11 protein-coding genes and 1 riboswitch are annotated in these 15492 nt (G+C 28.7%); of the genes, 10 read left to right on the top strand and 1 reads right to left on the bottom strand.

The features are described from left to right. The first annotated feature begins 102 nt into the window (after positions 1-102). The 10 genes from rplK (at position 103) to C4B24_RS00480 (ending at position 14128) form a co-directional block, all read left to right on the top strand. On the top strand, positions 103-687 hold the full coding sequence (rplK, locus tag C4B24_RS00525) for a 50S ribosomal protein L11 (RefSeq protein ID WP_131598304.1): 585 nt from the start codon (positions 103-105) through the stop codon (positions 685-687). Then, entirely contained in the window at positions 687-1376 is a 690-nt protein-coding gene (rplA, locus tag C4B24_RS00520; RefSeq protein WP_131598302.1) for a 50S ribosomal protein L1, read from the top strand. The genes rplK and rplA overlap by 1 nt, the downstream gene beginning before the upstream one ends. Positions 1377-1430: 54 nt before the next feature. Continuing rightward, complete coding sequence (locus C4B24_RS00515; protein ID WP_131598300.1) at positions 1431-1940, top strand: adenine phosphoribosyltransferase; 510 nt, start codon at positions 1431-1433, stop codon at positions 1938-1940. A 782-nt stretch (positions 1941-2722) separates the two neighbouring features. Further along, a riboswitch (Lysine riboswitch) is annotated at positions 2723-2881 on the top strand. Between the two features lie 114 nt (positions 2882-2995). Further along, entirely contained in the window at positions 2996-4828 is a 1833-nt protein-coding gene (gene pepF / locus C4B24_RS00510) for an oligoendopeptidase F (RefSeq protein ID WP_131598298.1), read from the top strand. 30 nt (positions 4829-4858) lie between these two features. After that, positions 4859-7387 carry an OppA family ABC transporter substrate-binding lipoprotein gene (locus C4B24_RS00505; protein WP_131598296.1) on the top strand — a complete coding sequence of 843 codons (2529 nt, stop codon included), beginning with the start codon at positions 4859-4861 and terminating at the stop codon, positions 7385-7387. A gap of 10 nt (positions 7388-7397) precedes the next feature. Further along, positions 7398-8510, top strand: a complete 1113-nt coding sequence (locus C4B24_RS00500; RefSeq protein ID WP_131598295.1) for an ABC transporter permease — start codon at positions 7398-7400, stop codon at positions 8508-8510. Continuing rightward, a complete protein-coding gene (locus tag C4B24_RS00495) occupies positions 8510-9631 on the top strand; it encodes an ABC transporter permease (protein ID WP_131598293.1) in 1122 nt (373 codons plus the stop codon). Before C4B24_RS00500 ends, C4B24_RS00495 begins: the two co-directional genes overlap by 1 nt. Before the next feature lie 8 nt (positions 9632-9639). Then, entirely contained in the window at positions 9640-10878 is a 1239-nt protein-coding gene (locus tag C4B24_RS00490; RefSeq protein ID WP_131598291.1) for an ABC transporter ATP-binding protein, read from the top strand. Then, entirely contained in the window at positions 10865-13684 is a 2820-nt protein-coding gene (locus C4B24_RS00485; RefSeq protein ID WP_131598289.1) for an ATP-binding cassette domain-containing protein, read from the top strand. The genes C4B24_RS00490 and C4B24_RS00485 overlap by 14 nt, the downstream gene beginning before the upstream one ends. 6 nt (positions 13685-13690) lie before the next feature. Further along, positions 13691-14128, top strand: coding sequence for a DUF3899 domain-containing protein (locus C4B24_RS00480; RefSeq protein ID WP_131598287.1), 438 nt, complete (start codon positions 13691-13693; stop codon positions 14126-14128). A 157-nt stretch (positions 14129-14285) separates the two neighbouring features. Here C4B24_RS00480 and C4B24_RS00475 read toward each other — a convergent pair whose 3' ends face one another. Next, positions 14286-15473, bottom strand: coding sequence for an acetate/propionate family kinase (locus C4B24_RS00475; RefSeq protein ID WP_131598285.1), 1188 nt, complete (start codon positions 15471-15473; stop codon positions 14286-14288). Positions 15474-15492: the final 19 nt, after the last annotated feature.

The following is a 15492-nucleotide window of genomic DNA, read 5'->3' as shown; positions in this document are numbered from 1 at the left end:
ATTTTTTTAGCACTTTGAGTGCGTTCTTTATAGTGAGTGGAAGACGAAAGTCGTTATACCACACAGAGAACTTTAAATTAAAAATAAGAAAAGAGGTAGCTCGTGGCTAAAGAAATCGTACGTATCGCTAAATTAGAATTTAACGCAGGTCAAGCAAAACCTGGACCAGAACTTGCTGGACTTGGAATTGTAATGCCTGAATTTACAAGAGCATTTAACGATCAAACTAAAGACAGAAATGGAGAACCAGTTCCTGTAGTAATTACAATTTACAAGGACAAATCATTCACATTTGAAACAAAAACAGCTCCTGCAGCTTTCAAAATTAAGCAAGCAGCTGGAATTAAATCTGGAGCAGCAAATTCAAAAACAGATATTGCTGGGAAAATTACATTAGAGCAATTAAGAGAAATTGCTGAATATAAATTAACAGACTTAAATACAAACAAAATTGATTCAGCAATGAAACAAATCGCTGGTACAGCTAAAAATATGGGTGTAGTAGTTGAAGGACTTGTTGATATGGCTGAAGCAGAAGCAGCAGCGAAAGCAGCAGCACAAGCAGCATCAGCAGCATCAGCAAAAGATGCAGCACTTGCAGAAGCACAAGCAACAGCAATTGAAACAAAAGGACAAGCAATCGAAGTTAACGCGACTGCACAATCATCAGAAGAAGGTGACAAATAATGGCTAAAATTTCAAAAAATATTAAGGCAATTCACGCTAAAGTGGATGCAACACAGATTTTAGAACTTAAAGAAGCAATTAAATTAGCAAAAGAAGCATCATTTGCAAAATTTGATGAATCAGTAGAACTAGTATTTAATCTAAATCTTGATACAAGAAAAGCAGATCAACAATTAAGAGGATCAGTTTCTCTTCCAAATGGAACAGGTAAAAAAATCTCAATTCTTGCAGCATCAGATGATGTTAAACAATTAGAAGCAGCAAAAGAAGCTGGAGCTGAATTTGCAGTTGATCCTCAAGAATTAGAAGCAATCCTTAAAAAAGGTGAATTTAACTTTGATATCATCGTTGCAACACCAAAAATGATGATGACACTTGGAAAATTCGGTAAAGTTCTTGGACCTAAAGGTCTTATGCCTAACCCAAAAACTGGTACAGTTACTCCTAACCTAGGTAAAATTGTTACAGAATTAAAAGCTGGTAAAGCTAATTATAGAACAGATAAGCAAGGTAATGTTCATACAATGATTGGTAAAAAATCATTTGACGATTCTAAACTTGTTGAAAATGCTGAAACAGTTATTGAATTAATTAAAAAACTAAAACCTTCAGTAGTAAAAGGTGCATATATTAAAAACATTGTTGTTAAAACATCAATGGGTGCATCAGTTAAAATTAAAATTGATTAATTTTATAAAATAAAATACTCTTCGGGGTATTTTTTTCTTTATAATATTTTAGTTATGGAATTAAAAAAATATATAAGAGAAATTAGTGACTTTCCCAAAAAAGGGATTGGTTTTAAAGATATTTCTACATTACTTGCTAATGGAGAAGTGTTTCACGAAGTAATTGATAAAATGGCAAAAGCTTGTAAGGAAGCAGATGTTATAGTTGGCGCAGATGCAAGAGGATTTTTATTTGGAGCACCAGTTGCTGCATTATTGAAAAAACCTTTTGTTATGGTTAGAAAGCCTGGTAAATTACCATATGATGTGATTAAAAGAGAGTATTCATTAGAATACGGAACAAATGAATTGCAAATTCATACTGATTCAATTCAAAAAGGTCAGAAAGTTGCTATTGTAGATGATTTATTAGCAACTGGCGGAACTACAAAAGCTATTATTGAATTAGTTGAAGAATTAGGTGGGGAAGTTATTGATTTAGTATTCCTTATCGATTTATTATTTGTTAAACATGAACCAAAAGTTTCTGAATACAGAACAACAACATTAATTAAGTACGAGTAGTACTTTTTTTATTTTAATTAAAATTCTATATCAAGTTTTTTTGGTATAGTGTTTTATATTCATATCAAAAAGTAATTATGAAATGGGTGCAATAAGATCTAGCGTAGTAATTTGTGTGGGAAAACCTTATTTAAGTTAAGTGCTACAACTTATAAAAAATATTTTATATAAATTAAGTCAGTTAGTTTAAATTGATGTTAATATTGGAAATTATCTAGTAATTAATATATTAAAGTAGATATCAAGTTTTAAAAAGAGTATCAAAAGATATAATAATACGTATTTCAAAGTATAACATTGGATATATGAAACGAATATAAAAAGCAGAAAATAACTGCTTGTTTTTTAACTAATTATATGATTTAAAAATGAAACTTTCTAAGATAAAAAACTTATTAATTTTCCAAAAATTACTTGTATTAATTTTATGCATGTAACAATAGTTTGCTAGAGGTGGTAATCATAGTTTAAATACCTTCCTTGCAGTTTGCGATAATAAAGAATAATTTATCATGAAAATAACTTATTTAAAAATGTTCTTTTTAGCAATTTATCTATTGCATATAAAACTAAAAACTACTAATAAAATGGTACTATTGGGTGATTTTTTTATAACACTTTCATTATTTTGAAAATATTATCAACGACTTCAACTTATTTTTTGGCTAATACCACTAAAATTAGGTTAAAGTTTTTTAATTATATAATAAAAAATATAGAAATATTCACAGTAAATTTCTTTTATTAAAAAAACTTCATAAATATTATATAATTAGTATTGTAAAAAGAATAGAAGTGCTGAAAGCATTATTAAATCATTGAGGAGTCATCCTAGGAAATGATTGAAAGGGCCTAAGCCGAATCAATAATCTGAAAAATTATTGATGCCTTTTAAGGGAATACCTTAATTGCTTCACAAATGTGAGGGCACTATGATAATAACTATTGATTAATGCATTGACATTAGATAAAGAATGAAATAGTTGTTTATTAACATCATTTCATTCTTTTTATTATGTCATTAATTAATTATTTGATGAAAAAAGGAGAAAAAGATGTCGCAAGCAAAAGAATATAAAAAATACGAAGATGTAGAAAAAAAATATACATGAGATTTAGAAACAATTTTAGAAGGTAAAACATATGAATGTTGATTTGAATTAGCTGTTGAAAAATTTAAAAATATTATTAAAAATAAAGATGTAAAATTCAAAACAGAAAAAAAATACTTAAGTTCACTTAAAGATGATGATGAATTTGGTATGATAATGAATAAAATTCAAAACTATTTAATGAATAATTTTAATAAAAATATTTCCGATCCAAAATCAAAACAAATGTTAGAAAAATTTGAATTTGAAATGTTTAAACTTGAAAAAGAATTCGGTTCTGAAGTCAATAGAATGTTCCAAAATGAGAAAAATTTATTAAAGTGAGCTGAAAAACCAGCTTTTGCTAATTATAAAAAATCAATTCTTGGTACATTAGAACAAAAGAAACACAAACTTTCAAATGAAGTAGAAACTTTCTTAACTGAGTCTTCAAGAGCTAAAATTTCTGCAGCGTCAACATTTGCAATAATTACAGATTCTGAGCTTGATTATGGATATGCTACTTCTTCTAAAGGTAAAAAAATCAAAATAACTTCTGCCAATAGAGCAAAACTAATGAAGCATAGTGATGAAAAGGTTCGTAAATCAACAATGAAGAATTATAGCAAGGGTTATTTAAATCATAAACAATCACTTTCTAACCTACTATTTCAACACTTTAAAGAAGTAACTGTAATGTCTAAAATGAGAAAATATGATTCAGCTGTTCTATCACAAATATCAGGTGATAAAGCAGATGAAAAACTACTAGAAACACTTTATGGTGCAGTTCAAGAAAATAAAGATGTATTTAAAAAATACAATGCTGCTAAGAAAAGATTTTTTAAAGCTAAATTTAATAAAACATATAAAAAATGAGATACTTCTCTTCCGCTTGTTAAAGTTAAATCAGAATACACAGTTGAGGAAGCTAAAGAAATGATACTTGAAGCATTAAAACCTATGGGAGAAAAGTATAATGCAGTAGTTAAAGAAGCATTTAACGACAGATGAATTGATTACATGTCTGTTAAGAACAAACGTTCAGGTGCTTATTCAATTGGTGGTTCATATGGACTTAGCAAGAAATATATTTTAATGAACTGAAATGGTGAATTAAGATCAGTTTCAACTCTTGCTCATGAAATGGGACACTCAATGCATTCTTATTTATCTGATGAAAAGCAACCTTATTCATTATCAGCATATCCAATATTTTTAGCTGAAATTGCATCCATATTTAATGAATTAATGCTTAAAGATCACTTATTAAAAACTTCAACAAATGATGAATTGAAATTTGATTTACTTGAATCTGCAATAACTTCATTTGACGGAACAATTATGAGACAAGCAATGTGATCAAACTATGAATTTGATCTATTAAGAGCTATTGAAGAAGGTAAACCAATGTCTTCATATGAAAGCATTTCTAAACTATATTACGAAAATGCTAGAAAATACTCAACAAAATCAAACGAAAAATTTAAAGCTGATGAACAATGAGCTTCAATTATGGTACCACATTATTACTATGGATTCTATATGTATAAATATGCAATTGGATACACAGTAGCAACTGTATTTTTCCAAAGATACAAAAAAGATGGTGTTGTAGCGCTTCAAAATTATATAGATGAATTTTTATCTGCTGGGGCAAGAGATTGACCTATTCAAATTCTTAAAGATGCAGGTATTGATTTATATGATAAAAATATTTACAAAGAAGCATTTAATTCATTAGAAACATTTATTGATGAGTACATAAAAATAGGAAATAAAATTTTTAAAAAATAATATTTATTTAAATTAAAATAAGGAGAAAAAATGACAAAAAAACAAAAAAATAAATTTTTACTAGGTGCAATGACTGCTACAGCTGTTGTTGCTGCTCCTATTGCAACTGTAGTTTCATGTGGTTTTGAAGGTGATTATTCAACTAATTATTTACATGATAGAAGAGAAATTCATGTGTATGGAACACTAAGTGATTCAAAAGAAAGATCATTTGATCAACAATATAATACCGGAAATTTATTTGGTAGTGGTTCTGAAACTGATGCAGCGAGAGCACTTCCGCTTTTAGTAATTAAAGCAACTGGCGAAAATGTTGGAAAAATTTCTAATGGTTTTGTTAATGGTGTTTATCACCAGGATAAAATTGGTATGAAATGAGTAGAAACAACAAAAGAGGAGATGTCGTTTTCGGGTGCTCAAAAACTTTTTGGTACTATTGACGGAAAAACATGAGAACCAATTGATATTAAAAAAATAGATGAAAAATCTGTTAAAGACAAACTTGCTAAATACACAAAGTATAAGTTTTTTATAAATGAAGATAAAAAAGCTAAATGAATGAATTCAAAAGGTGAAGCAACAAAATACCCTCTAGATGCAAAGGATTATTTTTATGGTTTCATGAGATCATTATATTCTTCAAGACAAACTAGACAAACTGGAAAAATTGCGGGTGTTTCAGTAAAAGGAGTTGTACCTTTTGATAAGGCGTGAACAACAAATGAAATTGATCTTTCTAGTGATAATCCAAATAATTATATATTTAATTTATTTGGGATGGATATTGATAAAACAATCGCTGACGGTGAAAAATTAAAAAATGGTAATCAAGAATTTGTGATAACTCTTAAAACACCTAATGATAAATTTCTTAGTTCAGTTATTTGTAATTTCACTGGAATTACACCGGCCCCTTCAAAATATATTTCTGAAATGGCGAAAGGGTCAACTAAGCCTTGAATTAAATATGGGATTGCGAACTATGGGAATGATTTAAAAACTTTCCTACATGTTGCACCGTATTATTATTCTAAATATGATCTTCTTACTGGTTTCATACTTAAAAAGAATGAAGGGTTTATTGATCAAGATTGAGCAAACGATAGGGATTTACCTAAAGGTCAAGCTAGAATTAATAAGTATGTTTATCATGCAACTCAAAAACAAGATGCAATTGCTGAAATAATACAAAGAAAAGCAGGTTATGAAGAAGGTAAAGAACCTATTTTAGACACTAGTGTTATAAATGATAATACAGAGTTGAATAAAATTAAAAATAATGCTGAAAAATATGGTGTTAAATTATCAAGAGTTATAAATTCAGGAATGCAACAAAAAATGTTTTGGAATCCACTTCCTAATGATAAATTTTTAAATGAATATAATGATAAAGCAAGGGAATTGATGTATGGCTTTTCAAAAATAGAAGATATTAAAAATAAACCAAGTGCTTTTAAACACTTTATGATTGGTGATGCTGCTAAATTAAGACACACTATAGATTTGGCTTATAATTGATATGCAGGTGTTCAGCAAGTCACAGGTAATTCAACTAAAATGCCTTTATTATCACCTTTTGCACCAGAACAAGTGACTCCTGTAGATACAACCAATGTTTTTGATGATCCTAAAAATGCAACTCCATTTGCTACACCGGCAGATTTGATCGCCGCTGAAACAAGGGAACCCTCAAAAATCACTGAGGCTCAAAAAATTTATGTAAGACCATCAGGAGTTCCATCATACGCTGATTTAAAAAATAGTTATGCAAAAGCGAATAATAAGCTAGATGCAGCTATTTCACCCTCAATGCAAGAAGCAAAAGATTTGATAAAATCAATTGCTGATAAGTATGCAGGTGCAGTAATTCCATTGGAGACTTGAAACGATAAAAATAAAAATCCAGCAAGTCAACAAACATTGAGTCAAGTTAAGACGATGATTAAAGTTTTAAATAAAATAGCTCCTGGTAAAATTACGTTTAAAACATTTGTACCCGAGGATTGAAATACACATGTTCATGATATCCAATATCATGACGCTCAATTACAATATAGAGGGTGAAGTAAAGATTATGATGCTGCTTCATCAGTATTGCAAGGTATTATGGATCCTAGACCAACGGCCGCATTAATAGGTCAATACTTAGATGACAAAAATAATACAGAACTTAAAAAATTAATAAGCAATTCACCAAAAGGTAAATATGATACTTTTGCAAAAATAGTTGATAAAATATCACTTAAAGAATGAAAACAATATGCTTTAAGTAGTTATGCAAATCTTGACAAAGAAAAAGTTAAAGGATTACTTGAAGGGAGTGCGTTGACTTCCGGAGGATATTTAAAAGAATCTTCTAACAGTAAATTTATAGGGGAAGCGGTTTCATTTCTACAAAATAATGCCCTATACTTTCACACGGCAGTTACTTACAGAAGTATTATTATAACTGATAGATTACAAGGGTCATTTTCAATAGTGGTTCAAAAAAAATGATTACATACAAGAACACAGAGAAGCGGGCAAAATTTACTAAGAGATTATTCCGTGGATTTATAAAAGGAGAATTATGACAAAATATATACTAAAACGTTTAGGTTTAATATTAATTTCATTATTCATTATTTTGATTTTAACTTTCTTCTTAATGGATTTAATGAAGGGGTATCCAACAGCCTTGTCTGGATTAACAGGGGAAGCTGATTCGGGTGGTCCAAAAAATGCGAGTTCAGCTGATAATTGAAAAGCATTTTTAGATATGCCAGTTTTTACAAGGTTTGTAGACTTTATTAAAGGTATTTTTATAGGTAAACATGATGTTACTGTAATTTTAAAGGATGGTTCATCTACTAAACTTGCCATTGGTCGTTTCGGGGTAATTTTTGACCCAACACACAAAGACAACTCTCTTAATATATCGAAAGTATTCTTTGGACCACTGAAATATTCAATTATGATTACTTTACCTGCTTTTGTTCTTTCGACAATTTTAGGTATTACATTAGGATTTATTGCTGGTTATAAACGTGGTAAGTGACAGGATACATTAATTAATGTATTTGTAATGTTTTTCGTTGCTGTACCATCATTTGTATTAGCCATTCTATTCTTAATCCTAGGTAAATTAGGTAAAATGCCAATTGCTTTTGATGAATCGCTTGGTACAGCATATTTAATCAAGTCATTAATAATCCCAGTTTTAGTACTAACACTAGGTGGGATTGCTACATTAACTTATTACACAAGAAATGAAGTTGTAGAAATTTTAAAAAGTGATTTCGTTTCTATAGCAAGAGCTAAAGGACTTAATGAAATGCAAGTATTAAAGCGTCATATTTTTAGAAATGCTTCAATTCCACTTGTATCAATAATAATACCTTCATTTATTACATTATTAATGGGTTCATTTATTATTGAAATATTCTTTGCAGTTCCTGGTACTTCAAGCCTTATTGTTAATTCCGTATCTGCAAAAGAAATTTATGTTATTGAATTCTCAATATTATTCTTTACAACACTTTCTTTGCTTGCTTCATTACTTGTTGATGTTCTTTATGTGGTTATTGATCCTCGTATCAAAATTGCACAATCGCAAAAAATGTCAATTTATAAAAAAATGAAACTTTCATTAAAAAGAAGAAATAAATACAAAAATGCTACATTAGCGAAAGGAGATTCATAATGACTTCAAAAGAATTTAATATAAGATATAATCTTTCTGAAATTAATGAAAAATGATTTTCTGCTGATGATGGTATTAAAAAAGAGGAAATTCAAGTTGCGGGTAAACCCTCAACAGTTGCAAAAGACATTTTTAAAAGGTTTTTTTCAAGTAAGACAAATATTGTTTTTCTATTAATTGTCCTTACTATAATTTTATTATCTATTATAGTTCCACATGTTTCTAGATATCATGAAACAGAAGCTATTTCAGGTTCTAAAACTACAGACATTAAACTATTAAAACCAACTTGACAAGGAACTCAAACTAATGTATTGTTTCTATCGCCTCAAGAATGAAATAATGGTAATAATAAATTTGTAACGAATCCAGTTTCTCATGAATGGATTCCAAGTGTCGGTCAATGAAAGATTATTGTTAAAAATACTTCTGCTGACGGCCATAACCTTATATTAGGTACTGATTCAGTTGGTCGTGATATTTGAACTAGATTATGAATAGGTACTGCATGATCACTTAAATTAGCTATTACTGCAGCAGTTATAGAAACATTTATCGGTGTTTCAATTGGTGTTTATATTGGTTTCCACATTGGTAAAGCTCTAGATACAATCGTTATGCGTTTTGTAGAGATATTTACTTCTGTTCCATCATTATTATGATTAATTTTATTAACAACAATAGCAGGAACAGGATTTGGTTCAATATTACTTGCACTTGTTATAGTTGGGTGAGCTGGTCCAGTATGATCTGCTAGAATGTTTACAATAAAAGTTAAAGACCAAGATTTCATCTTGGCTGCAGAAGCAACAGGTGTTTCAAAAGCTGGTAGAATTTACAAACATATTTTGCCAAATATTTTAGGTAGATTACTTGTTTCATTTGTATTAAGAATTCCATCCGTTATTTTCTTTGAAGTAACATTAATCTTTTTAGGATTATCGGTTGGTGGTGCAGAATCCGCAACACTTGGTAGATTGATTAATCTATCTAGAGCATATATATTTGTTCAGCCATTTTATATTTTAGGACCTACAATAGTTATTTTATTACTAACGGTTTCACTTCAAATTTTAGCAAATGGTATGAGGGATGCATTCGACCCTAAAATAACAGGATAGGAGATAATATGGAAGAAAATATAATTAGTGTAAGAGGTCTTGAAGTTTCTTTCAAGAGCTCCACAAAGAAAAAAGAAATAACACGTATTATACGTGGAGTTAATTTTGATATACCAAAAGCTAAAATTGTAGGGTTTATCGGTGAATCAGGTTCAGGAAAATCAGTTACTGCAAAAACTTTACTTAATATGAATAATAACTCAATTACTAATGCTAATAAAATTGAAATTGATGGTATTTCTTTATTGGAAGGTAAGGCAAAACCGGTTTCTTCAACTCAAATTCAGGAATTAGAAACTAAATTAAGTAAAGCGAAGAAAAAAGAAAAACAAAAAGAATTAAGAATGAAGATTAATAGATTGAAAAATGATGAAAAATCTCAGCAACCTATTGGTGAAAAACAATCAATCACAAAATCAAGAAGTAAATGGAAGAAAATTAGGGGTAAAAAGGTAGCTTATATCCCTCAAGATTCATTAACTTCGTTAAATCCAACTAAAAAAATTGGTATACAAATTATGGAATCTTTAGAATTGCATTCCGACCTCAAAACTTCAAAAGAACGTAAAGAAAAAGCAATTGAACTACTTGAACGTTTTGGTGTTAAGGGTGCAAAAGAAAGAATTAATTCTTATCCTCACGAATTTTCAGGAGGAATGAGACAAAGGGTTATTATTGCTATGACTGTAGCGTGTATGCCTGATATTATTATTGCTGATGAACCAACAACTGCTCTTGATCCTACAGTTCAAGCATCAGTTCTTGAATTATTTGAAGAAATAAGACGCGAATTCGGAATATCAATAATATTTATTTCTCATGATATTGCTGTTATAGCAACATTATGTGATTATATTTATGTATTTTATGCTGGTAGGGTAATTGAAAAAGCTTATACAACAGAATTATTTTCAAATCCTAAACATCCATATACTTGATCACTAATGGCTGCTATGCCAGATACAAATATTAAAGCTGAAAGGTTATTTACTATTCCAGGTACACCTCCAAACTTTAGTAACTTACCTGATGGAGACCCTTTTTCTGTACGTAATCCATTTGCACTTAAAGTTGATTATATTAAAGAACCTCCTTTATTTGAGGTTTCAAAAGATCATTGAGCTGCAACATGATTATTACATCCTTCTTCACCTAAGATGAATCCACCAAAAGAAGTTATTGATATTATCAAAAACTCTAAAAAGATATTAGAAAGTAATAGAGGTGTTAAAAATGAACAAAAATAATAAAGTTGTTGAAGTTTCAAATCTAAATAAAACCTTTATGTCTAAAAATGGCGTTGTTAAGGCCATAGATGATGTCTCTTTCTCAATTAGAAAAGGTGAAATTGTTGGTTTGATTGGTGAGTCTGGTTCAGGTAAAACTACAATTGGTAGAACTTTGTTAAGGCTACATGTTCCGAATTCTGGCTCAATTAAAATAGATGGAAATGAATACGCAAGTAAAAAAATTTCAAAGAAAAATAATAGGAAACTTAGAAATAATGCTCAAATGATTTTCCAAGATCCATATTCTTCTTTAAATGGTCAAAAGAATGTTTTGAATATTGTTTCTGAACCTTTAATTGTTAATAAAACTGATAAAAAAATGGTTAAGAATTATCTTGATGAAAGAAGAGGGATGCTCTTATTCTTTAAATATACTTTAAATTCATTTTATTGAGAAAAAGAATGGAAAGATAAAAAAGAATCATTGCTAAAAAGAATTGAAATTGCTAATAAAAATATTAATGATATGAATTCTATAGAATTAAATGTTAAGGATCCAAAAGTTTCTTTATACAGAGCTTTAATAAATGCCTTTTATAAAGATAAAATTAGTTTTAACTCTAAATTAGTTTCAAAAGTATCTGATGATCTTGAAGAATACTTGAATAAGTGAAATGAACTTAAAAGTAAACTTTCAGAGGAACAAATTGACGAATTAGATGAAAAAAATCTATTAGAAGCTAAGGATAATTTTGAAAAAGCCAAAGAGGAACTTAAAGGTTCTAAAAAACTTCATTTATTAAGAGAAAAAAATCAAGAATTAGATGAAAGGATTTTAGAGATTAATGATGAAATCGAATCAATGAATGATTCATCTATTTCCCTTTTTGATGCTTTAATTGAAAAAATTAAACAAGATAATAAAGAGTGTAAGATTAGTATTAATCTATCAAAAACTTATGGAGAACAAAATTTTATTTTACTTACAATGGCTAAAAATAGAATCATTCTTGATAAAGTTGCTAAGATTCGTGATGCATTCAGTTCTATTCTTTTAAGTGTAAATTCTAATGAATTAAATGATAAAATTTCAATAATTACTAAAGAATTATATGGAGAATTATTTGATAAATATAAAAGAGAGAGTGTAGATTTATCTACTCCACTTAAAAAGTTCTCTGATATTTATGAAGAAATTTCATCAATTGAATGAGATGATAATAATTCTTTTGAAAGATTTATAGCTAATCAAGCTGTTAATGATGCAAATAAATTAAGCGATATGAAATCTGTAATAAATAAAATTAATGCTGAGAAAAATGCAATTGATATTGAAATTAATGCATTAATGGAAAAAGATTCTTTAAGAGATCAAGAAAAGTTACAAGAAAATATTGCAAATGCTAAAAAAGAACTTGATAATGCCAAAGAAATTAATGAAAACGAAATAAAAAAATGTTCAAAAGAATATATTTTGGAATTCGCAGAATTAAAAGCAAAAAATGAACAAGAAATTAATGAATTAGAGTTTCAAGTTAAAGAGATAGAAGCAAAAGCTCATCAATTTTATGAAGCAAAAATGGAAGAAATTAAAGAATTTGAAACAGAATTCTTAATGGAAGAAAATGAAACTGATGTTTCGTGAAAACTTTTAAATTCAACCATAAAAGCTTCATTAAATGATAAAAAACAAAAAAATCAAGCATTAGTAGGTGAATGAAAGCGTCTTGTTAATAGTAAAAAAATTATTAGACAACTTTATGGTATTAGTAAATCTATAAGATTACCTTATCTTCTTAGAAAATTCTTGGTAAAAATGGAAGTATTTAAAACGTTGAAACATGCTGGATTACAGCCTTCGCATGCATTTAGATATCCTCATGAATTTTCAGGAGGAATGAGACAGCGTGTAGGTATTGCAAGAGCAATTATTAATAAACCTAAATTTATTATTGCTGATGAACCTATTGCTGCACTTGACCTTTCGATTCAAGCTCAAGTTGTAAATATGTTGTTAGAACAAAAAGAAAGATTGGGTCTTGCAATGTTGTTTATTGCTCATGACCTTTCAATGGTTAGGTTTAATTCTGATAGAATTTTAATTATGCATTTAGGTAAATTGGTTGAATATGGGGAAACAGAAACTATTTTCTCAAACCCTAAACACCCTTATACTAAAAATTTAATTAAAACAATGCCTTCATTAGATAATCTTTCACAAGGATTTAAAGATTCTACATTTATCGCTGATTACTTAAAACCTTATTCAATTACAAACAAGCCGGAATATGTTCAAGTTGGTAACGAAGATCACTTTGTTCTTGCTGATGCTCAACAGGCTATTGAATGAGTTGGTAAAGGTGCTAAAAAGGCGACTGAAATAGAAAATGCTGACGAATATACAAATAATAAAAAACAAAATTCAAAAGATAAAAAGGTAAATACTGCAGAAACTTCAATTAAAGCTGCTAAAAATAATACAAGTAATGAATCTTCAACTAAAGAAGAAATTATTACTGAAAATAAAATAGTTAAAATACCTAAAAAATATAATGCTACTCCAATGCAAAAAAGAGAAAAAAGATTTGGCGGAACTAAAACTAACAGGTCTTTTGCTTCTAAAGAAAATACACCTTCAAAAATAGTTAAAACTAATAAAAAACCAAAAGCAGTTGTTCGTAAAGAAGAATCTTCTACAACAGAACAACAGGAAAATATTTCTCCAATTGCTCCTGGTAGACGTTTGAAAGATAAGTATAAACCAGTTGCATCAAGACGTGGTGGTAAGAAAAGCTTAAGAACAAAGAAATTTACATTGAAATAAAATACTATGAATAAAAATAAAAAACAAAATGTATTAAAAAAAATATTTAGTGATTCTGAATCTAGGAAACAAATAGCAATAGCGTTAATAATGACATTATTAATTGCAATATTTATAATTGTTGTTGGATACTTTATGAAGAAAGACACCGGAACTGTTATGGCAATTCTTGGTGTTGTGGAAATGTGTTTTGGTTTATTATGACTTCTATTTCGTTCAGGACTTGCTTCAACATCTCGTTATGCTATGAGAAATACTGCCAGTTCTGCATTGAATAAAAAATCAAATAAAAAAAATATTGAAAAAAAATATCATATTAAAAGATCTAGTTCTCCTTATGATTTGGAACAAAAAGAATCTAAGAAGAAAAAGATTGGCATTTATTTAATGATTGCCATTGGTATTACTTTTACATTAATTTCTATATGTATACTTTATATTTAATAGACTTTAAGTATTCACTAATTATAATTTAATTGAATACTTCACAAAAAAACTTGAGTTTTCATAACTCGAGTTTTTTTTGAATAATTTTGGAATACTATTATTTAAATAATAATTTGGAATTTAAAAATCTACCTAAGTAGATTTTTTTATCATTTTATTTAATGAAAGTTAGTAAATCATTAGCAATCATTATTTCTTCATTAGTTCTAACTGCGAATAAAGGTATTTTTGAAGAGTCATCAGAAATTAATAAAATGTCTTCGTATTTCTCTCCATTTCTTTCATCGCACAATTCAAGTCCTAGTATTTTAACTTCACTTATAATTGCTTCTCTTATTTCCTTAGAATTTTCACCAATACCTGCGGTAAAAACTATTCCATCAAGTTTTTCTCCTATTTGGTTTGCATAATCAACAATATAAGTTGCTATTCTTCTTGAAAATGATCTAATTGTAAATTGTGCTCTTTCGTCACCTTTGTCAGCAGCATCTCTAATATCTCGCATATCAGAAGAAATTCCTGAAAGTGCCTTAAGACCTGATTCGTGATTTAATAAATCAACAACATAATTTGCGTCTTTATTTAGTTGTCCACTCATATAACTAACGATTGCAGGATCCAAATCACCTGAACGTGTTCCCATTATTAAACCAGCTAAAGGTGTTAATCCCATTGATGTGTTTATAACTCTTGAATTTCTAATTGCTGATAATGATGAACCATTACCTAAATGACACACTATTAGATTTACACTATCTTTTTTTAAGTGTTCTTCCATGTGTTTAGTTATATATTTGTGAGATGTTCCGTGCATTCCATAACGTCTAACTCCGTATTTTGTATACCATTCATTTGGAACTGCATACATAAATTCTTCTTTTTCCATTGTTTGATGGAATGAAGTATCAAATACTGCAACATTCGGCACATTTGGTAATAATGACATAAATGCTTCAATAATATCTGCTTCTCCTGGGTTATGTAGAGGAGCCAATTTAGCTAATTCTCTAATTTCTTTTAATTCTTTTTTTGTAATTAATGAAGATTTTTTAAAAAATTCTCCACCTTGAACTATTCTGTGTCCAACACCAACGAGTTCTTTTCAATCCTTAATAATTTCTTTATTTTTTAATTCTTCCATCAAAAGAGCAATTGCATCTTTGTGATTATTTAGGGTTTTATCTATTCTAAATTTTTCGCCATTTACCTTAATTGTGAAAATTCCATCTACTTCAATTCTTTCAGCCATACCTGAAGCAATTAAATCTTTATTGTGTGCTTTCAATACTTGAAATTTCAATGAAGATGAACCACCGTTAACTATCAAAATTTTTCTATCCATATTTTCTCTCCTTTAAGTG

The organism is Mycoplasma marinum (assembly GCF_004335975.1).
Classification (GTDB): Bacteria; Bacillota_I; Bacilli_A; order Mycoplasmatales; family Metamycoplasmataceae; genus Mycoplasma_K; species Mycoplasma_K marinum.
This window is presented reverse-complemented; position numbering and strand designations above follow the sequence as displayed.